The sequence below is a fragment of the Streptomyces sp. NPDC004134 genome (assembly GCF_042874195.1).
GTDB lineage: Bacteria > Actinomycetota > Actinomycetes > Streptomycetales > Streptomycetaceae > Streptomyces.
The window spans coordinates 62,179-81,654 of the sequence record NZ_JBIAMS010000036.1 but is presented as its reverse complement, the minus strand read 5'-3'; the positions used below and the strand labels follow the sequence as shown (position 1 = coordinate 81,654).

The following is a 19,476-nucleotide window of genomic DNA, read 5'->3' as shown; positions in this document are numbered from 1 at the left end:
ACAACTACAACCACCACCGATGCCACACCGCACTCGACGGCCAACCACCCATCACCCGCGTCAACAACGCTTCAGGGCAATACACCTAGGCCCTGGGCCGCGGGTGCGCGGGCCGGGCGTCACAGGTCCACCGAGGCCCGGACCGGGCGGTGGTCGCTGCCCGTCTCGCCGAGCACGTCGGAGCTGACCGGCTGCACGCCGCGCAGCAGGATCTGGTCGATCCGCGCCATCGGGAAGCCGGCCGGCCAACTGAAGCCGAAGCCGCTGCCCGCCGCGCCCTGCGCGGAGCGCAACTGCGAGGTGACGTTCGCCAGCGCCCGGTCGTTCATCGTGCCGTTGAGGTCGCCGAGGAGCAGCACGCGGTCGATCGGCTCGTTCTTGATGGCCTCGCCGAGCGCGTCGGCGCTCGCGTCGCGCTGGTTGGCCGTGAACCCGGCGTCGAGCTTCACCCGCACGGACGGCAGATGGGCGGTGTAGAGCGCGAGCCTGCCGCCGTCGGTGGTGACGGTGGTGCGCAGGGCGCGGGTCCAGCCCATGTGGATGTCCACGGGCCGGGTGTCCGACAGGGGGTACTTGCTCCACACCCCGACCGTGCCCGCCACCTCGTGGTACGGGTACGCCTCCGCGAGGCCGCCCTCGTACGCGGGCCTGTTGTCCGGCGTGACCTCCTGGAGGGCGAGCACGTCGGCCCCGGACTCGACCAGCTTGCGCGCGGTGCCCGCGGCGTCGGTGTTCTCCTCGGCGACGTTGTGGCTGACGACGGTGAGGTCGCCGCCGCCCCCGGACTTGTCGGTGAGCAGCCCGCCGAAGAGGCTGAACCAGACGAACACCGGCAGCACCAGCGCGCACATCGCGGTCAGCGACCGCCGCCACAGCGCGCACACCAGCAGCACCGGGACGGCGAGACCGAACCACGGCAGGAACGTCTCGACCAGACTGCCCAGGCTGCCGACCCGGTTGGGGATCGCCGCGTGGCCCATCATCACGACCCCGACGAGCAGCGCGAGCGCGGCGACCACCAGGCCGCGGCGCCAGGTGCCGGGGCCCAGCCCCTCGCGGAGCCGGCGGCGCCAGTACACCGCGCGTGACTCCGCGGGGGCGGCCGCGTGCGTGTTTCCCGTGCTGCTGCGCCCGGTCTCCGCCATGTCCACGTGCGTCATGCGCTGTTCCTCACGTCACTGCACTTGCCGGTCTGCCCCCGTTACCCCTTACCTGACGAACGGGACGGCGCCGCGAGTTGCGGACGGGGCGTGCCGGAAGGTCACCGTAGCGAAACCGGGACATTTCATCGGTCAGGTGAACGCACCCCGTCGAGCACTGCGTCGACGATCCGCGCGGCGGGCCCGGCGGGCGGCGGCTGCCCCGGGTAGAGCACCGCGCGGGCCAGCACGGGTCCGGTGAACAGGTCGGTCAGCAGCTCCGGGTCGAGGTCGGCGCGGAGTTCGCCGCTCGCTACGCCGCGGCGCAGCACCTCGCTTACCGCGGCCCTGCGCGGCGCGAGGACCGTCTCACGGTAGCGGCGGGCGAGCGCGGGGTGGGCGCCGGCCTCGGTGAGGGCGAGGTGCAGCAGGGCGGCGGAGCGCCGGTCGAAGGCGTGGGTGCGGAGGAAGTCCACGAGTGAGACGAGGTCGTCGCGTACGGACCTGCCGCGCGGCCGCGGTGGCGGGCCCGCCACCGCGGCGAGCACGTCGGCCAGCAGTTCGTCCTTGCCGGGCCAGCGGCGGTAGATCGTGGCCTTGCCGACGCCCGCGGTGCGGGCGATGCGCTCGACGGACAGCTCGGCGGGCGAGACGCCCTCGTCGACCAGGCGCAGCACGGCGTCGGCGATGGCGCGTTCGACGGCCTGGCTGCGCGGCCGGCCGCGCCGCGGCCGGGGCGGTCCCGGCAGCCCGCCGGCCCCGCCGGGGGCGGACGGGACGGAGGGAGCGGACGGCTCGCCGAAGGCGGGCGCCCCGTCCCGTACGCCGGTACGCGCACGGTCCCCGTACGGCGCGTCCTGCCGCCGCCCGTCGCCTTCCCCGTGCCGCTCCCTGAGAGCCACTCTGCCGTCCGCCTGCCCTTCGTCCGCCGCTAGTCCCGGGTGGAAGGCTCATTCTCCCTGTCGTGCGCAGGACCGTGCCCGGCCCGGTCCTTCGCGGGCATGAACGCCGCGGCCACCGCCGCGCCGAGCACCGCCGCGCCCGCCGCCGTCAGCGACGTCACGTGCATCGCGTCGATGAACGCGCTGTTGGCCTCCGGGATCAGCTTCTTCCCGGCGGCGCCCGCCTTCTGCGCGAAGGTGCGGGTGGCCTCGATGGACTCGCCCGCCGAACCCGGCGCCCCCGGGGGCAGGGTCACCTTGCCGCGGTAGACGGACGACAGCAGCGAGCCGAGCACGGCGACCCCGAGGGCACCGCCGACCTGCCGGAAGGTGTTGTTGACCGAGGATCCCGCGCCGGCCTTCTCGCGCGGCAGCGACTGCATGATCGCGGTGGTGGCCGGCGGCATGACGTGCGCCATCGCGGTGCCCATGACGAAGAACAGCACCTCCAGGATCCACAGCGGCGACGTCTCGTCCAGCAGCAGGAAGCCGGCGAAGGCGGCGGCGATGCCGAGCATGGCCACCGTGCACACCGCCCGGGCACCGAACCGGTCGACCACCAGCCGGGACCGCGGCGCGAAGATCAACTGCGCGACGGCCAGCGGCAGCAGGAGCAGCCCGGAGTCCAGCGGCGACAGGCCGCGCACGCTCTGGATGTAGAAGACCATGAAGAACGTCACGCCCATGAGCGCGAAGAACACCAGGCCGATGACGGCGACCGAGGCAGAGAAGCGCGGGTTGCGGAACCACCCGATGTCGAGCGCCGGGTGCCGGCTGCGGCGCTCGTACCGGACGAAGAGCCCGATGACGACCGCGCCCACGAGGATCGCGCCCCAGACCTCCGGGGCGCTGAAGTCGGCGCGCTGGCCGCCCCGGACCACGCCGTAGACGATCAGCACCAGGCCGGCGATGGACAGCAGCACACCGGTGGGGTCGAGCCGGCCGGGGTTCGGGTCCTTGGAGTCGGGGACCAGCAGCACCATGCCGATCAGCGCGACGCTGATGATCGGCACGTTGACCAGGAAGACCGAGCCCCACCAGAAGTGCTCCAGCAGCAGCCCGCCGGTGATCGGCCCGATGGCGATCGCCAGGCCCACGGACCCGGCCCAGATGCCGATGGCCCGGGGCTGCTCGTCGCGCTCGAAGACGTTCACGATGATCGCCAGCGTGGCGGGCAGGACGAACGCGCCGCCCATCCCCATCAGGGTGCGGAAGCCGATCAGCTCGGCCGGGCTGCTGGAGAAGGCGGCGAGCACCGAGCCCACCCCGAAGACGACCATGCCTCCCAGCAGCACCCGCTTGCGCCCCAGCCGGTCGCCCAGGACGCCCGCGGTGAAGAGCAGGCCCGCGAAGGCCAGGGTGTACGCGTCGATCGCCCACTCCAGCTCGCTCTGGCTGGCGCCGAGGCCGGTGGGGGCGGGGGTGGCGATCGTCTTCATCGCGACGTTGAGGATGGAGTTGTCGAGGACGACGACGAGGAGGCTGAAGACGAGGACGCCGAGGATGAGCCAGCGGCGCCGGTGGACGGCCGGGGGGATCTGGGGCGCGGTGTCCATGAAATCCAAGCTAGCCTGCATTCCGAGACGGCGCCGTTCCGTAACGCAAAGCCCCCGCAAAGGCGCGGTCAAGAGGGTAAGCGCAGGTCAAAGGCCCGACACGCGGGGGCGTGCGACCTTGCGCACAGGTGGCGGGGCCGGGGTGTCCTTCGCCGTCGCGGCGTGCCAGCATGGAAGTGGTCCGGGGACGCCGTAAGGGCGCCTCGAGATGACGAAGGAGCGTTTGCGATGACGCACGTTTCGCATGCCCCGAAGACGCCCGGCGGGGCCGATTCCGCCCCGGCGCTGTACGGCGGGGGCGGGGGCGGCAGCGGCCGCCGGGTGACGGTCCGGGACCTGGCCGCCGCCAAGCGGCGCGGCGAGAAGTGGCCCATGCTGACCGCGTACGACTCGACCACCGCCGGCATCTTCGACGAGGCCGGCATCCCCGTGCTGCTGGTCGGCGACTCCATGGGCAACGTCCACCTCGGCTACGACACGACCGTGCCGGTGACGCTGGACGAGATGACGATGCTCTCCGCCGCGGTGGTACGCGGCACCCGGCGCGCCCTGGTCGTCGGCGACCTGCCCTTCGGCTCGTACCAGGAAGGCCCGGTCCAGGCGCTCCGCTCGGCGACGCGGCTGGTCAAGGACGCCGGCGTGGGCGCGGTCAAGCTGGAGGGCGGCGAGCGGTCGCTGCGCCAGACCGAGCTGCTGGTGGAGTCCGGCATCCCCGTGATGTCCCACCTCGGGCTCACCCCGCAGTCCGTCAACGCCATGGGCTACCGCGTCCAGGGCCGCTCCGACGAGGACGCGCACCGGCTGGTGCGGGACGCGAAGGCGGCGCAGGAGGCGGGCGCGTTCGCGGTGGTGCTGGAGCTGGTGCCGGCGGAGCTGGCCGCCGAGGTGACGCGCTCGCTGGAGATCCCGACGATCGGCATCGGCGCGGGCCCCGGCACCGACGCGCAGGTGCTCGTCTGGACCGACATGGCGGGGCTGACCGGCGGCAAGATGCCGCGCTTCGTCAAGCAGTACGCGCAACTGCGGCAGAGCCTCGGCGACGCGGCCAGGGCCTTCGCCGAGGACGTCGGCTCGGCGGCGTTCCCGGCCGAGGAGCACACCTTCCACTGAGCCCGCGGGGGCGGCGGGCACTCCCGGCGCGGAGGATGCGCCGATGCGGTGATCTTATTAACTGCATGCGAGTGCCCGCCGTCGTGCCGACACGGCACCGGGCGGGGCCGCGCGGACGCTGACGGAAAGACACCCCCGTCGGCGGCCTCTGTCGGCCCCCGCCGGCCCCGTGGAGAGGAACCCCGCATGCCCCCCGGACAATCCGGCCGCCGCCTGCTGCTCACCGGCCTCGCCGCGCCGCTGCTCTGGGCGGCCGTCACCGCCCCCGCCGAGGCGGTGGCGTTGCCCGCCGCGCCGCGGGCCGCCGCCTCCGCCCCCGCCGAGGCGGTGGCGTTGCCCGCCGCGCCGCGGGCCGCCGCCTCCGTCCCCGTACAGGAAGACGCGCCGCACACCACCGGCGACGGCAAGAACCCCGGCCGCGCGCCCGCGATGGGCTCCCCGGGCGCCCCGGCCGTCCGCGGCGACGACGCCTGGCCGGCGATCACCGCCGGCGGCGTCTTCGCTGTCTCGCTCGGGGCGGCCGTGTACTTCTTCGGCTGGGGCCGCCGCCGTACGGCCTGACCCGGGCGCCGCCCGGCTAGCTCGCCGGACCCTCGTCCCGGTCCCGGGCAGGGTCCTGGGCGCGGGCCAGCCGCGCGCGGCGTACGTAGAACCACGTCATGTTCGACGAGAGCCCGGCCATCAGCACCCAGACCGCCCCGATCCAGTAGCCCTTCGCGAACGACACCACGGCCGCGGCCACCGACAGCACGCACACGACGGCGGTGAAGACGGCGAGCCGGTCGGCCTGCGCGAGCAAGGACGGGTTCTTGCGGGGCTCGGACGGCATGGGGGCGGGCTCCTCGGGGGTATGGCGTGCGGATCCATTGTGCCCCCACGCCCGCCCCGCCCCGCACCGCCCCCGGACGTCGCCCAGGACACCCGCCGGCCGGTCGTCAGGACGCCCTCCGGCCGGCCGTCGGGACGCCCTCCGGCCGGCCGTCGGGACGCCCTCCGGCCGCTCCTCAGACGTCGGTCAGCCGCACCCCGGCGTGGGCGCGGTAGCGGCGGTTGACCGAGATCAGGTTGGCCACCATCGCCTCGACCTGGTGCGCGTTGCGCAGCCGGCCCGCGTACACGCCGCGCATCCCCGGGATCAGCCCGGCCAGCGCCTGCACGGTGTCCGTGTCCTCCCGGGACTCGCCCAGCACCATCACGTCCGTCTCGATCCGCTCCACCTCCGGGTCCTGGAGCAGCACCGCCGACAGGTGGTGGAACGCCGCCGCCACCCGCGACTCCGGCAGCAGCGCCGCCGCCTGCTCGGCCGCGCTGCCCTCGGCGGGCCGGATCGGGTACGCGCCCTTCTTGTCGAACCCCAGCGGGTTCACGCAGTCCACGACGAGCTTGCCCGCCAGCTCCGCGCGCAGCGCCGCCACCGTCGCCTCGTGCCCCTCCCACGGCACCGCGACGATCACCACGTCGCTGCGCCGCGCGCACTCCGCGTTCTCCGCGCCCTCGACGCCGTTGCCCAGCTCGGCCGCCGCCGCCTCGGCCCGCTCCGCCTTCCGGGAGCCGATGACGACCCGCTGCCCGGCCCGCGCCAGCCGGTAGGCCAGCCCGCGGCCCTGGTCGCCGGTGCCGCCCAGCACGCCGACGACCAGGCCGGAGACGTCGGGCAGCGCCCACGGGTCCTTGCGGGCGGGCGGGGTGTTCTGCTCACTCGAAGTCATGCGCCGATCGTACGGTGATCACCCGCGCACCGGCAGCGGCTACCCCGCGGGCGCCGCCGTGCAGGGCGCGTCGCCGCAGACGTCCACGATCCTGCCGGAGTTCAGGAACTCGGCCATCTGCCGCTGCGCGGCGGGCTCGTCGCGCGGGTCGCTGTGCGGGTCCCTGCCCTCGCTGGGCGGGGTGTTCGTCAGCGGCTGGTACGGGCTGCCGCTGTCCCAGACCAGGATCCCGGAACCGGCGTACGGATAGCGCAGTTGCCGCAGCCCCCAGTACGGCTCCTCGTCGGGGCTGCGCCCGTCGGCCACGGTGGGAGCGTGGATCCGGGCGCCGACCGTACGGGCCTGCACCTCCGCGGCGGTGGGGGAGACCTGGTGGTCCCCGTACGCGACGTGCATCAGCACCTGGTGGCGCGGGGTGCGCGGCAGCGGGTCCGACGTCATGTGCTGCGCGTAGCCGTTGGCCTCGCCGCGGTCCCAGACCATCTGCATGAGCGCGAAGCCGAGTTGCTGCCGCAGCTTGTCGGGGTACGCCTGGTCCAGGATCTGCTGGAACGGCGCGAAGTCGACACTCCGGTTGAGGAGCGTGCTGTAGTTCATCCCCGGCACGCCGAGCACGGAGCGCGTGCTGTCCTGCGCCACGGCGGTGTAGATGCCGCCCATGATGCCGCCCTGGCTGTGGCCGGCGTAGCCGAGCCGGGCGCGGACGTCGATCGCGCTCGCGCCGCCCGCGCCGCGGAAGGCGTCGTCCGCGGCGAGCCCGTCCGCGTGCCGCATGAGGCGGCCGAGCCAGAGGGTGTTGAGCACGCCCTGCTGCAGCCGGTCGGCGACCGCGGGGAAGCGGCTGAGGTCCTGGAGGGTGCTCGCGACGAACGGGATGTCCTCGTCTGCCATCCCCTGCCACTTCGTGGCGCACATGACGAAGTTGCCGCGGGCCGCAAGCTCGCGCTGGGTACGGGAGCCGACCTGCGTCTCGTTGCCGAGGAGCCCGTGGCCGTAGAGGACGGGCCGCGCCGCCTCGCCGCGCTCGCCGAGCGCGGCGCGCGGTATCTCGCACTGGAACGGCACCACCTGGTTGTTGCCCGGCAGCCGCGCGGGCAGCGCGTCCTTGCCGCCGCCGGCGCGGTGGAAGCCGGATCCCGGCGGGCCGCCGGGGGCGTCGAGATAGCTGGGCACGTTGTAGACGCCCCGGACGGTGCGGGCGATCGGGTCGTCGGCGGGGTGGTCCTTCACCTCGTACACCAGATGCTCGGGTACGCCCTTGCCGAGGCCGGCGAAGGCGTCGTCGCGGATGTGCAGCATCCGCTCGCTCAGGCCGCGTTCGCTGGCGACGGTGAAGTCCCAGGCCAGGTAGAGCCCGCGGGAGGTGACGCCGGCGCGGGCGAGGTCGCGCCCGACCTGGCGGTGGTCGCGCTGGCGCTCGTAGAGCGGGTCGCCCTTGCGCAGCGCGGGTCCGTCGACGCGGCGGAAGGCGTCGGGGGCGGGGAGGGTGCGGCCGTCGGCGTCCTTGAGCCGGCGCAGGGCGACGACGTAGCGGTGGCCCTCCGCGAGGTTGCGCGCCGGGCGTACGACGAGGGCCTGGCGGGCGGGGTCCGTGGCGTTGGCGTCCAGCTCCGCCCAGTACGGGTGGCGCTTGCCGGTGTCGGCGTCGAGGAGCACGATCGGCGCGTCGCGGTCGAGGGAGGCGCCGATGTCGGTGAGCGGCGCGGCGCGGGTCTCGCCGAGGTCGACGCCGGGCACGTGGGCGAGGATCATCGAGCCGGGCGAGAAGCCGTCGCTGCGGTTCCACTCGGCGGGGTCGATGCGGGTGCGGGCGGCGTTGGCGGGCATGGCGGAAGGCTCGAACGCGATCCGGCGGCCGGTGTCCGTACGGCGGTCGGGCTCGGTGTACCAGTCGTTGGGGAACGGCAGCAGGCACTCCCCGGGGCCGAGGGGATCGCACCCGGCGCGGTCGCCGCCCCGGGGCTCCTCGGCCCGTACGGGCAGGGGGGACCCGGCGGCCTGCTCCGCGAGCGCGGTGGGAGCGAGCAGGCCCAGCGCGAGCGCCGCGACGGTGGTCAGGACCGTGAGCCGAGCGCGCACCGGGGCCTCCAACGGGTGGTTACCGAACAGTTAACCGAGGTACTTAGTCAGGGCCGCGGGTGCTGTCAATGGCCGGGGCTTCAGCGATTACGCACGCGGTTCTCACCCAATCCTCAGACCCGAAGGGGACATTGGCAGTCATGAACGCCCTTGTACCCGTCTGTCCGAGCTGCGGCCGCGTGCGCTGCATCTGCCCGCCGTACGCCCCGCGATCCCCCGGGGCCGGTGTTGACTGGAGGGGTGAACTGCACCTTCTGCGCCATCGCGAGCGGTGAGCTGCCGAGCCACCGGGTCTTCGCGGACGAGGTGGCGGTCGGCTTCCTCGACGCCCGGCCGCTCTTCCCGGGACACGTCCTGGTCGTCCCGCGCCACCACGTGGAGACCCTCACCGACCTGCCGGAGCCCGAGGTCGGCCCGTTCTTCGGCCGGGTCCGGCGGCTGACCGGCGCCGTGGAGCGGGGCACGGCGGCGGCCGGGTCGTTCGTCGCCATGAACAACCGGGTCAGCCAGTCCGTGCCGCACCTGCACGTCCACGTCGTACCGCGCAACCGCAAGGACGGCCTGCGGGGCTTCTTCTGGCCCCGTACGCGCTACCGGGACGAGGAGCACGCCGTCGAGACGGCCCGGATGATCCGCGCGGCGCTCGACGGCTGAACCGACGGGCGCGGCGGGCCCCGAGGGAACCCGATCCGGAGCAGCACCGTCCGAGAGGCATGAACCGAACGACCCCCCTACGCACCTCGGCGGCCACCGCCGCCGCCCTCGCCACCGCCGTGCTGGCCGCCGGCTGCGGCTCGGAGGATGCCTCCGGGTCCGCCGGCGACGGCAGCCGCGGGGACGTCGACCCCAACGCCCGGCTCTACCGCGTCCAGGCCACGGTCCTGGCGAACGGCGAGCACGGCCCGCAGCTCTGCCGCACCCTCGCCGAGTCGATGCCGCCGCAGTGCGGCGGCCCCGACATCGTCGGCTGGGAGTGGGACGACGTACGCGCGCACCGCGCGAGAGACACCACGTACACCGATCCGCTGGACCTCGTCGGCACCTGGGACGGCGAGCGCTTCACCCTGGCCGAGAAGCCGCGGCCCGCCGGCGCGGCCACGGAACCCGGCGCGCCGGAGGCCGCCGCGGACTTCGACACGCCCTGCGCGGACCTGAAGGACGGAAAGGACCCGAAGGGCGGGAAGGACGCGGCCGGCGCCGGCGACGCCGGCCGGCAGCGGGTGCTGGACAAGGCCGGGAAGATGCCCGGCTACGCCGGCTCCTGGCTCGACGGCGACGTCGTCAACATCAGGTTCGCCGGCAGCGGTGACGGCGGCGGCACCGAGGCCGCCGAGCGCGAGCTGCGCGGCATGTGGGACGGCCCGCTGTGCGTCGTCGGCGCCGAGCACTCGGAGGAGGAGCTGACCCGCGTCCAGCGGCAGCTCGACGAGGACGTCGAGGGCATGCTCAGCTCCGCCGTCGACCCGGTGCGCAACGCCGTCACCCTCGAAGTCGTCGCCGCCACTCCCGAACTGCGGCGCGAACTGGACCGCACGTACGGCGAGCACACGGTGCGCCTGAGCGGCTGGCTGGAGCCCGTCGCCTGACCGCACCGCTCCCGGAACCGGGTCCCGCGCCGCTCCTCCCCATCCGGCGCGGGACCCGCCGCGGCCCGCCCGGGACCGCGGCGAACCACGCCGCGGGGCGCGGCGAACGGCTCCGCGGCACCGCGGCCTACCGCCCCGGGAGGAGATACCTCCTCTATTGCGGCACCGGGGGATGATCTGACGACCCCTCTCCGTCTGGCAAACTGTCTCCCCATGGGCGCGTCGTATTCCCGGGACCTTGCACCCCGGCCAGCGAAGATTGCGAGGACTCTTCAGGACCGGCGGACACCCGTCTCCTCGACCGACACGGACGCCGACGAGAGCCGAAGAGACCCGACACCCTCCGGGCAGCGCCTGCGCGCCCTCTTCGACCGGATGCGCTCGCCGCGCCCGCCGCGGCTGTGGTTCGAGATCATGCTCGTCGCGCTCGTCTACTGGACGTACTCCCTCATCCGCAACGCCGTGCCCGAGCAGGAGGCGCAGGCGCTGAAGAACGCGGACCGCATCTGGAGCTTCCAGGAGAGCCTGGGGCTGGCCTTCGAGCGCTCGCTCAACCACGCGGTCGACGGCGTCACCTGGCTCGTCGTGTCGATGAACTACTACTACGGCACGCTCCATTACGTCGTCACCCTCGGCGTGCTCGTCTGGCTCTACCGCTGGCAGCCGGGCCGCTACGCCGCCGTGCGGCTCGCGCTCGCCATCACCACCTGCTTCGCCCTCGTCGGCTACTACAGCTTCCCGCTGGCGCCGCCGCGGCTGATGGAGGGCATGGACTTCGTCGACACCGTGCGGATGCACGAGACCTGGGGCTCGATGTCCTCGGGCAACCTCGCCAACGTCTCCAACCAGTACGCCGCCATGCCCTCGATGCACGTGGGCTGGTCGGTGTGGGCGGGCATCACCATCGCCGTACTGGCCAAGCCGCTGTGGGTGAAGCTGCTCGGGGTGCTCTATCCGACGCTGACGCTGCTGGTCATCATGGCGACGGCGAACCACTTCTGGATGGACGCGGTGGGCGGGATCATCTGCCTCAGCTTCGGCTTCGCGGTCTCGTACGCCTGGTACGGCACGATCGCCTACCGACTGCCACGGAAGGTGGCGTCAGCCTAGACCCGCGCTTCTCCGGCGGGCGGCCGACCGGCGGCCGCCTCCTATCCTCGACCCCATGACCCGCCCCGATACTCCCGTCCCCGGTCTGCGCGAACGCAAGAAGCAGCGCACGCGGCAGTTGCTGTCCGAGACCGCGGTCCGGCTCTTCCTGGAGCGGGGGTACGACGCGGTGTCCGTGGCGGAGGTCGCGGCGGCGGCGGAAGTGTCGAAACCGACCCTCTTCCGGTACTTCCCGTCCAAGGAGGACCTGGTCCTGCACCGGTTCGCCGATCACCAGGAGGAAGCGGCCCGGGTCGTCACGGCCCGTGAGGAGGGCGAGTCGCCGCTGGCGGCGCTGCGGCGGAACTTCCTGGACGGGCTTGAGCGGCGCGACCCGGTGACCGGGCTCTGTGACCACCCGGCGGTGATCGCCTACCAGCGGCTCCTCTACGGGACGCCGTCCCTGGTCGCACGGCTCGCCGGCTGGCAGGAGCGCTCGGAGCGGGCGCTCGCCGGCGCGCTGGGCGGGCCCGCGGTGCCGGCCAGGCTCGCGGCGGGGCAGATCGCGGCGGTGCAGCGGATCCTCGCGGAGGAGAACGTACGGCGGATCGCGGCCGGCGAGAGCGCGGACGCGGTGGCACCGGATGCGAGGGAGGCGGCAGACCTGGCATTCCGGCAGCTCGCGAAAGGTCTCGAAAGGGGGCAGAACAACCTCCCATAGCGTGACCGTGTAAAAAATGTAACCGAGTTACGTTATGTTGGGCGCATGGGCACCGCACACACCCTCGCCGAGACCGCCCTCGCCGACGAACGCCGCTATCACGAGACCTGCCGCGCCGCCCTCGACGCGATGCTCGCGGGCGCCGACCGGCAGGTGGTCCTCGGCGAGCAGGCGTCCGCGTCCGGCGCCGACGCCGAAGTGCTCGGCTACGAGCTGCGCAGCCAGGCGAAGGAGCTGCACGAACTGCCGCCGGGGCCACTGTTCTTCGGCCGCCTCGACTTCGCCGGCGATGCCGGGCAGGCGGGCGACCACGCCGGGCAGCGCTACCACATCGGCCGGATGCGCATCACCGAGAATCCCTCCGCACCGCCCCTCGTCGTCGACTGGCGCGCACCCGTCTCGCGCGCCTTCTACCAGGCAGGGCCGAAGGACCCGCAGGGCGTCGAGATCCGCCGCCGGTTCGGCTGGGCGCCCGGCAGCACCGGCGGCTCCGGCGAACTGACCAGCCTGGAGGACGAACGGCCCGCGGCGGCGGCGACCCGTGGCGGCCGCATCCTGACCGGCGAGATCGAGCGCCCGCGCACCGGCCCGATGCGCGACATCGCCGCCACCATCCAGCCCGACCAGGACGACCTGGTACGCCGTGAACTCGCCGTCTCCGTCTGTGTGCAGGGCGCCCCGGGCACCGGCAAGACCGCCGTCGGACTGCACCGCGCCGCGTATCTGCTCTACACCTACGCGCGGCAGATCCGGCGCAGCGGCCTGCTCGTCCTCGGTCCGAACCGCACGTTCCTGTCGTACATCTCGGCCGTACTGCCGGCGCTCGGCGAGACCGGGGTGCGGCAGTCGACGGTCGGGGAACTGGCCGCCGGGGAGCGGCAGGCGGGCGCGGAGGACGGCGCGGCGGCCGCCGTACTGAAGCACGACGTGCGGATGGCCGAGGTGCTGCGGCGGGCGCTGTACGCACGGGTGTCGGCGGACGGGATCACCGAAGGGGTGGCGGTCCGCGACGGCTCGGCGTGGTGGCGGGTGCCGCCCGCGGAACTCGCGGAGATCGTCGCGGGCGTACGCGACGAGCGGCCGCCGTACGCGATCGGCCGCGAGCGGGTGCGCAGCCGGATCGTGGACCGTGTCCAGCGGCAGGCCGAGCGCCGGGCCGTGACCGTCACGGCCGCCTGGACCCAGCGGGTCGGACGGGCCCGGCCGGTCGGCGCCTTCCTGGACGCCGCGTGGCCCAAGGTGAGGCCCGCCGAGGTGCTCACCGCGCTCTTCACCGATGCCGGGGAACTGGCCCGCGCCGCCGACGGCATCCTGGACGCCGGCGAACAGCGGACGCTCCTCTGGGCGAGGCCGCCGCGGTCCTTCAAGTCGGCGCAGTGGAGCGCCGCCGACCACGTACTCCTCGACGAGCTGGCCGGGCTCCTGGACCGCCCCGAGGGCTACGGGCACATCGTCGTCGACGAGGCGCAGGACCTCTCCCCCATGGAGGCGCGGGTGATCGCGCGGCGCGCGGAGTTCGGCTCGCTGACGGTGCTCGGCGATCTGGCGCAGGGCACCACGCCGTGGGCCGCGCGCGACTGGCCCTCACTCCTGGCCCACCTGGGCCGGCCGAACGCCGAGATCGCCGCGCTCACCACCGGGTTCCGGGTGCCGGCCGCCGTGGTCGACCTCGCCAACCGCCTGCTCGCCCACCTCGACGTCGACGTCCCCGCCGCCCGCTCCCTGCGAAGGGACGGCGCGCTGCGGATCCTGCCCACCCCGGATGTCCTCACCGCGACCCGGGACGCGGTACGGCAGGCCCTCGCCGGCGAGGGCTCGATCGGGGTGGTCGCCGCCGCGGCCGACGTCGGCCGGGTGCGCGCGGTTCTGGAAGAGGCGGGCATCGCGACGGCGGGCCCCGACGACCTCGCCGCCCGCGTCACCGTGCTGGCCGCGACCGCCGCCAAGGGCCTCGAATACGACCACGTCGTCGCGGTCGAACCGGCGGCGATCACCGACGCCGAGGAGGGGCGGACCGGCCTGCGCCGCCTGTACGTCGTGCTGACCCGCGCCGTCTCCCGCCTCGACGTGGTGCACAGCCGCCCGCTGCCGTTCCCGGCGGAGGCAACCTGAGATCGGCGCTGCCCGGCACCGCGCCGTGGACGGCAGTCGTCCGGCGCGTGCGCGTCACTCCCGGCGGTCGTCCTCCGCGTCGCGGGAGCGGCGGCGGCGCAGGATGACGATGCCCGCGGTGCCGACGAGGAGCGCGGCGGCGGCGCTGCCGGCGGCGTAGACCTTGTTCGAGGAGACCCAGGGCTCCGGGGACCACTCGTCGTCCGCGCTGGTGCAGGTGAGCCACTCGCCGCGGGTGCCGCCCTGGAAGCAGACCGTGGTGGCGGCCGCTGGTGCGCGGTCCGCGGCGCCGGCGCCGGCGCCCCGCGGTACCGGTACCTCGTCGGCCGCGTTGGCGGCGCGGAGGTCCCGGACGTCGCGCTCGCTGCGGTCGGGGGCGGCGGTCACCTTCAGCACCCGGGTCGTACCCGCCGGCAGCATGATCTGCCACGTCACCTGCTGCCCGGTCGTCTCGGCCCGGGGGGTCGCGGAGACGTAGTCCAGGGATTCGGGGAGGAGTTGGGTCACCCGGCCGTTCGGCGCGTTCGCCCCCGAGGTGTTGTGCACCGTGATCGCGTACGTCGTGCCGCCGTCCGGCGCGGCCCGGCGCTCCAGGGCGAGCCGGATCGGCGACGTCGGCAGCTCGGCCGGGGGCGCGTCGGGGGAGAGCGGCGGGGAGGGGGCGAGGGACGCCAGCAGCCCGGCGACCATCGACGCGGAAGCGATCGCCGTACGCATCCCGTGCCACCTCGCTGTCCGTGCCGCCCTGTCCGTGCCCGGCCGGTCTACCAGCGGGCCACGAAAAGAAAAAGGGCAAATCGCACGAACAGCGCGCCATGCTACGAACGGACCGCCGAACCGTCCCTCGTCCGGACGAACCGGCCCGGCGGCGGATCCGCCCGCGGGTCAGTCCGGTTCCGCCCCGTAGAAGAGCCGCTCCACGACCGCGCGCGCCCGCCGCGTCGTCCGCCGGTACTCCTCCGGCAGCTCGCCCGCCTGCCCCGGCCCGTAGCCGAAGTAGCGTGCCACCGCGCCCAGTTCGCGCTCGGCGGCCGGGAAGGTGTCGCCCGGCCGGCCGCGGACCAGCATCACCGCGTTGCGCAGCCGCGTCGCCAGCAGCCAGGCGTCGTCCAGTATCCGCGCGTCCTCCGCGTCCAGCAGCCCCGCCGCCAGCGCCGCGGCCAGCGCCGCGCGGGTGCGGGTCGTACGCAGCGCGGGCACCTCGCGCGCGTGCTGCAACTGCAGCAACTGCACCGTCCACTCCACGTCCGCGAGCCCGCCGCGCCCCAGCTTCGCGTGCAGCGCCGGGTCCGCCCCGCGCGGCAGCCGCTCCGCCTCCATCCGCGCCTTCAGCCGCCGGATCTCGCGTACGGCGTCCTCGCCGAGCCCGCCCGCCGGGTAGCGCAGCGGGTCGATCAGCTCCGTGAACCGCGCGCCGAGGCCCGCGTCGCCCGCGACCGGCTCGGCGCGCAGCAGCGCGTGGCTCTCCCAGGTCAGCGACCAGCGCCGGTAGTACGCCGCGTACGACGCGAGGGTGCGCACCAGCGGCCCCGACTTGCCCTCGGGCCGCAGGTCGGCGTCGACCAGCAGCGGCGGGTCGGCGCTGGGCAGTTGCAGCAGCCGGCGCAGCTCGTTGGCGACGGCGAACGCCGCCGCGCCCGCCTCCTCGTCGGAGACGCCCTCGCGCGGCTCGTGCACGAACATCACGTCGGCGTCCGAGCCGTAGCCCAGCTCCTGGCCGCCGAAGCGGCCCATGCCGATCACCGCGAACCGCGTCGGGAGCGTATCGCCCCAGCGGGCGGCGGTCGCGGCGCGCAGGGCGCCGGCGATGGTGGCGGCGTTGAGGTCGCTGAGCGCGTCGCCCGTGCGGTCGACGGCGGCGGCGATCCTGGCGTGCTCGTCCCCGTCGTGCTCCCGCCCGCCCTCGGCGCCCTCTTCGTCGTCCTCGCCGGGTGCCGTGTGCGCACCGTACGCCGTGATGAGGTCCGCCGCCGCGGTACGGAACAGCTCCCGCCGCCGTACCCCGCGGGCCGCCGCCACCGCCGCCTCCGGGTCCGTGTGCCGGCCGACGGCCGCCAGCGTCTCCTGCTCCAGGTGCGCCCGCCCGCGCGGCCGCAGCCCCTGCTCGTCGCCGAGCAGCGCCACCGCCTCCGGCGCCCGCAGCAGCAGGTCGGGCGCGAGCCGGCCCGAGGACAGCACCCGCGCCAGGTTCTCCGCCGCCGCGCCCTCGTCGCGCAGCAGCCGCAGGTACCAGGGCGTGCTGCCCAGCGCGTCCGAGACCTTGCGGAAGTTCAGCAGCCCCGCGTCCGGGTCGGCCGAGTCGCCGAACCAGCCCAGCAGCACCGGCAGCAGCGTCCGCTGGATCGCCGCCTTCCGGCTCATCCCCGACGTCAGCGCCTCCAGATGGCGCAGCGCCGCCGCCGGGTCCTCGTACCCGAGGGCCACCAGCCGCTCCCGGGCGGCGTCCGGCGTCAGCCGCACCTCCCCGGGCGCGAGCCGGGCGACGGCGTCGAGCAGCGGGCGGTAGAACAGCTTCTCGTGCAGCCGCCGCACCTCGAAGGAGTGCCGCCGCCACACCTTGCGCAACTGCGACACCGGGTCGCCGCGGCCCTCGTCGGGCAGCAGCCGCGCCAGCGAGCGGCCGAGCGCGCGCAGCTCGTGCTCGCCCTCGGGCACCAGGTGCGTGCGGCGGAGCTTCTGGAGCTGGATGCGGTGTTCGAGCGAGCGCAGGAAGCGGTACGCGTCGTCCAGCGCGGCGGCGTCGGCGCGGCCCACGTACCCGCCGGCGGCGAGCGCCTCCAGCGCGTCCAGGGTCGTACCGCTGCGCAGGGACGCGTCGGCGCGGCCGTGCACGAGCTGGAGCAACTGCACCGCGAACTCCACGTCCCGCAGCCCGCCCGGGCCCAGCTTCAGCTCCCGGTCGAGCTGCGCCGCGGGGATGTTCGCCACCACCCGGCGGCGCATCTGCTGCACATCGGGGACGAAGTTCTCGCGCTCCGCCGCCTGCCACACCATCGGCGCGATGGCCTCCGCGTACGCCGCGCCCAGCGCCGGGTCGCCCGCGACCGGGCGGGCCTTCAACAGGGCCTGGAACTCCCAGGTCTTGGCCCAGCGCTGGTAGTACGCGAGGTGGGAGGAGAGGGTGCGCACGAGCGGGCCGTTGCGGCCCTCGGGGCGGAGGTTGGCGTCGACGGGCCAGATGGTGCCCTCGGCGGTGGTGTCGGAGCAGACGCGCATGAGGCGGGCGGCGAGCCGGGTCGCGGCCTGCATCGCGGCACGCTCGTCCGCGGGTTCCGCCCCCTGGCCGCCGCCCGGGGCGCCCTCGCGCGGCTCGGCGACGAAGATGACGTCGACGTCCGAGACGTAGTTCAGCTCCCGGCCGCCGCACTTGCCCATCCCGATCACCGCGAGCCGGCACAGCGCGGCGTCCTCCGGCTGCTCCTCGGCGGCGATCTCCAGCGCCGCCCGCAGCGTCGCCGTCGCCAGGTCCGCCAGCTCCGCCGCGGCCTGCACCACGTCCGTCGTCCCGCACACGTCCCGGGCGGCGATCCCCAGCAGCGCCCGCCGGTACGCGACGCGCAGCGCGTCGGCCCGCGGCAGCTTCGCGCCCCGCGGCCCCCAGACGCCCTCCGCGAGCGCCTGCTCGAACTCCGCGGTCGTCGGGTGCAGATCGGCCGCCTCGTACGTGACCAGCGACTCCCAGTCGTCCGGGTGCCGTGCCAGATGGTCCCCCAGCGCCTCCGACGCGCCGAGCACCCCCAGCAGCCGGTCGCGCAGCGGCTTGGCCGTCACCAGCGTGTCGAGCAGCACCTGCCGCCGCCCGGGCCCCAGCGCCTCCGCGAGCCGCACCAGACCGAGCAGCGCCCGGTCCGGATCCGCGGTGCCGCCCAGCGCGTCGAGCAGCACGGGATCGTCGCGTACGCCGTCGAGCACCGCGGACTCCAGCAGCCGCCCGGCGTCGGCCGGCTCCCCGAACCCGTACCGCAGCAGCCGGGTGAACGCACTGCTCCTGCGCCCCTGCGGAACCGCCATCGCGCGCCCGCCCCTACAACACCGGGAGGCTCTTGCGCAGCTCGAAGGCGGTGACCTCGGAGCGGTACTCCTCCCACTCCTGCTTCTTGTTGCGCAGGAAGAAGTCGAAGACGTGCTCGCCGAGCGTCTCCGCGCAGATCTCGCTGCGCTCCATCAGCCCGATCGCCTCGCCGAGGTTCTGCGGCAGCGGCTCGATGCCCATCGCGCGCCGCTCGGCGTCCGTCAGGGCCCACACGTCGTCCTCGGCGCCCGGCGGCAGCTCGTAGCCCTCCTCGATGCCCTTCAGGCCGGCGGCGAGCAGCATCGCGTACGCCAGGTAGGGGTTGCAGCCGGAGTCGATGGAGCGGACCTCGATGCGGGTGGAGCCGGTCTTGCCGGGCTTGTAGAGGGGGACGCGGACGAGGGCGGAGCGGTTGTTGTGGCCCCAGCAGATGTACGACGGGGCCTCGCCGCCGGCGCCCGCGGTGCGCTGGGAGCCGCCCCAGATGCGCTTGTACGAGTTCACCCACTGGTTCGTCACCGCGGACACCTCCGCGGCGTGCCGCAGCAGCCCGGCGATGAAGGAGCGGCCGACCTTCGAGAGCTGGAACTCCGACCCCGACTCGTGGAAGGCGTTGCGGTCGCCCTCGAAGAGGGACAGGTGCGTGTGCATCCCGGAGCCCGGGTACTCGGAGAACGGCTTCGGCATGAACGTCGCCTGCACGCCCTGCTCCAGCGCCACCTGCTTCATGATCAGCCGGAACGTCATGATGTTGTCCGCGGTGGCCAGCGCGTCCGCGTAGCGCAGGTCGATCTCCTGCTGGCCCGGCGCGCCCTCGTGGTGCGAGAACTCCACCGAGATGCCCATCGACTCCAGCATCGTGATCGCCTGCCGGCGGAAGTCCATGCCGACGTTCTGCGGGGTGTGGTCGAAGTACCCCGAGTTGTCCGCGGGCACCGGGCGGCTGCCGTCGACCGGCTTCTCCTTGAGCAGGAAGAACTCGATCTCGGGGTGGGTGTAGAAGGTGAACCCCAGGTCGGAGGTCTTGGCGAGGATCCGCTTCAGCACGTACCGCGGGTCGGCGAAGGACGGCGAGCCGCCGGGCATGAGGATGTCGCAGAACATCCGCGCCGTGCCGGGGGTCTCCGCGCGCCAGGGCAGCACCTGGAAGGTGCCGGGGTCGGGCTTGGCGAGCATGTCCGACTCGTGCACCCGGGCGAAGCCCTCGATGGCGGAGCCGTCGAAGCCGATGCCCTCGTCGAACGCCTGCTCAAGCTCGGCGGGGGCGACGGCGACGGACTTCAGGAAGCCCAGCACGTCGGTGAACCACAGCCGCACGAACCGGATGTCGCGCTCCTCCAGGGTCCGGAGCACGAACTCCTGCTGCTTCTCCATGGTCCACATCCTCGCAGGTGACTCGGTGGCGCGGGCGCGAGCCCTCAG

At 74.2% G+C, this 19,476-nt stretch carries 16 protein-coding genes; 7 read left to right on the top strand and 9 right to left on the bottom strand.

The features are described from left to right. Nucleotides 1–119: 119 nt before the first annotated feature. The 3 genes from ACFYVJ_RS32600 to ACFYVJ_RS32590 form a co-directional block, all read right to left on the bottom strand. Nucleotides 120–1,160 (bottom strand): endonuclease/exonuclease/phosphatase family protein, encoded by a 1,041-nt coding sequence (locus tag ACFYVJ_RS32600; RefSeq protein ID WP_388899354.1) that lies wholly within the window; start codon nucleotides 1,158–1,160, stop codon nucleotides 120–122. A 125-nt stretch (nucleotides 1,161–1,285) separates the two neighbouring features. Beyond that, nucleotides 1,286–2,041 (bottom strand): TetR/AcrR family transcriptional regulator, encoded by a 756-nt coding sequence (locus ACFYVJ_RS32595; RefSeq protein ID WP_388899351.1) that lies wholly within the window; start codon nucleotides 2,039–2,041, stop codon nucleotides 1,286–1,288. A gap of 29 nt (nucleotides 2,042–2,070) precedes the next feature. After that, the gene (locus ACFYVJ_RS32590) at nucleotides 2,071–3,636 is read right to left on the bottom strand and encodes an MFS transporter (RefSeq protein ID WP_388899348.1); all 1,566 of its coding nucleotides are present in this window, start codon (nucleotides 3,634–3,636) and stop codon (nucleotides 2,071–2,073) included. A 228-nt stretch (nucleotides 3,637–3,864) separates the two neighbouring features. On the opposite strand from ACFYVJ_RS32590, the gene panB reads away from it, so the two are divergent. After that, the gene (panB, locus tag ACFYVJ_RS32585) at nucleotides 3,865–4,746 is read left to right on the top strand and encodes a 3-methyl-2-oxobutanoate hydroxymethyltransferase (protein ID WP_388899345.1); all 882 of its coding nucleotides are present in this window, start codon (nucleotides 3,865–3,867) and stop codon (nucleotides 4,744–4,746) included. 186 nt (nucleotides 4,747–4,932) lie between these two features. Then, nucleotides 4,933–5,307, top strand: coding sequence for a hypothetical protein (locus ACFYVJ_RS32580; protein WP_388899342.1), 375 nt, complete (start codon nucleotides 4,933–4,935; stop codon nucleotides 5,305–5,307). Between the two features lie 16 nt (nucleotides 5,308–5,323). Here the strand turns inward: ACFYVJ_RS32580 and ACFYVJ_RS32575 are convergent, their stop codons facing one another. The 3 genes from ACFYVJ_RS32575 to ACFYVJ_RS32565 all read right to left on the bottom strand — a co-directional run bounded on the left by ACFYVJ_RS32575 (nucleotide 5,324) and on the right by ACFYVJ_RS32565 (nucleotide 8,534). Then, complete coding sequence (locus tag ACFYVJ_RS32575) at nucleotides 5,324–5,575, bottom strand: hypothetical protein (RefSeq protein WP_388899339.1); 252 nt, start codon at nucleotides 5,573–5,575, stop codon at nucleotides 5,324–5,326. 175 nt (nucleotides 5,576–5,750) lie between these two features. Then, the gene (gene npdG, locus ACFYVJ_RS32570; RefSeq protein ID WP_388899336.1) at nucleotides 5,751–6,455 is read right to left on the bottom strand and encodes an NADPH-dependent F420 reductase; all 705 of its coding nucleotides are present in this window, start codon (nucleotides 6,453–6,455) and stop codon (nucleotides 5,751–5,753) included. A 39-nt stretch (nucleotides 6,456–6,494) separates the two neighbouring features. Continuing rightward, on the bottom strand, nucleotides 6,495–8,534 hold the full coding sequence (locus ACFYVJ_RS32565; protein WP_388899333.1) for a hypothetical protein: 2,040 nt from the start codon (nucleotides 8,532–8,534) through the stop codon (nucleotides 6,495–6,497). A 240-nt stretch (nucleotides 8,535–8,774) separates the two neighbouring features. Here ACFYVJ_RS32565 and ACFYVJ_RS32560 point away from each other — a divergent pair, with 240 nt between their 5' ends. The 5 genes from ACFYVJ_RS32560 (at nucleotide 8,775) to ACFYVJ_RS32540 (ending at nucleotide 14,042) form a co-directional block, all read left to right on the top strand. Beyond that, nucleotides 8,775–9,188, top strand: a complete 414-nt coding sequence (locus ACFYVJ_RS32560) for an HIT family protein (RefSeq protein ID WP_388899330.1) — start codon at nucleotides 8,775–8,777, stop codon at nucleotides 9,186–9,188. 59 nt (nucleotides 9,189–9,247) lie between these two features. After that, nucleotides 9,248–10,120, top strand: a complete 873-nt coding sequence (locus tag ACFYVJ_RS32555; protein WP_388899328.1) for a hypothetical protein — start codon at nucleotides 9,248–9,250, stop codon at nucleotides 10,118–10,120. A 375-nt stretch (nucleotides 10,121–10,495) separates the two neighbouring features. Further along, complete coding sequence (locus ACFYVJ_RS32550; protein ID WP_388899325.1) at nucleotides 10,496–11,230, top strand: phosphatase PAP2 family protein; 735 nt, start codon at nucleotides 10,496–10,498, stop codon at nucleotides 11,228–11,230. A 55-nt stretch (nucleotides 11,231–11,285) separates the two neighbouring features. After that, nucleotides 11,286–11,930 (top strand): TetR/AcrR family transcriptional regulator, encoded by a 645-nt coding sequence (locus ACFYVJ_RS32545; RefSeq protein WP_388899322.1) that lies wholly within the window; start codon nucleotides 11,286–11,288, stop codon nucleotides 11,928–11,930. Between the two features lie 45 nt (nucleotides 11,931–11,975). Next, nucleotides 11,976–14,042, top strand: coding sequence for a HelD family protein (locus ACFYVJ_RS32540; protein WP_388899320.1), 2,067 nt, complete (start codon nucleotides 11,976–11,978; stop codon nucleotides 14,040–14,042). A 54-nt stretch (nucleotides 14,043–14,096) separates the two neighbouring features. Here ACFYVJ_RS32540 and ACFYVJ_RS32535 read toward each other — a convergent pair whose 3' ends face one another. The 3 genes from ACFYVJ_RS32535 to ACFYVJ_RS32525 all read right to left on the bottom strand — a co-directional run bounded on the left by ACFYVJ_RS32535 (nucleotide 14,097) and on the right by ACFYVJ_RS32525 (nucleotide 19,428). Continuing rightward, entirely contained in the window at nucleotides 14,097–14,759 is a 663-nt protein-coding gene (locus tag ACFYVJ_RS32535) for a DUF11 domain-containing protein (protein ID WP_388899317.1), read from the bottom strand. 168 nt (nucleotides 14,760–14,927) lie between these two features. Continuing rightward, nucleotides 14,928–18,053, bottom strand: coding sequence for a bifunctional [glutamine synthetase] adenylyltransferase/[glutamine synthetase]-adenylyl-L-tyrosine phosphorylase (locus ACFYVJ_RS32530; RefSeq protein WP_388899314.1), 3,126 nt, complete (start codon nucleotides 18,051–18,053; stop codon nucleotides 14,928–14,930). A gap of 13 nt (nucleotides 18,054–18,066) precedes the next feature. After that, nucleotides 18,067–19,428 (bottom strand): glutamine synthetase family protein, encoded by a 1,362-nt coding sequence (locus tag ACFYVJ_RS32525; RefSeq protein ID WP_101424887.1) that lies wholly within the window; start codon nucleotides 19,426–19,428, stop codon nucleotides 18,067–18,069. Nucleotides 19,429–19,476 lie beyond the last annotated feature (48 nt).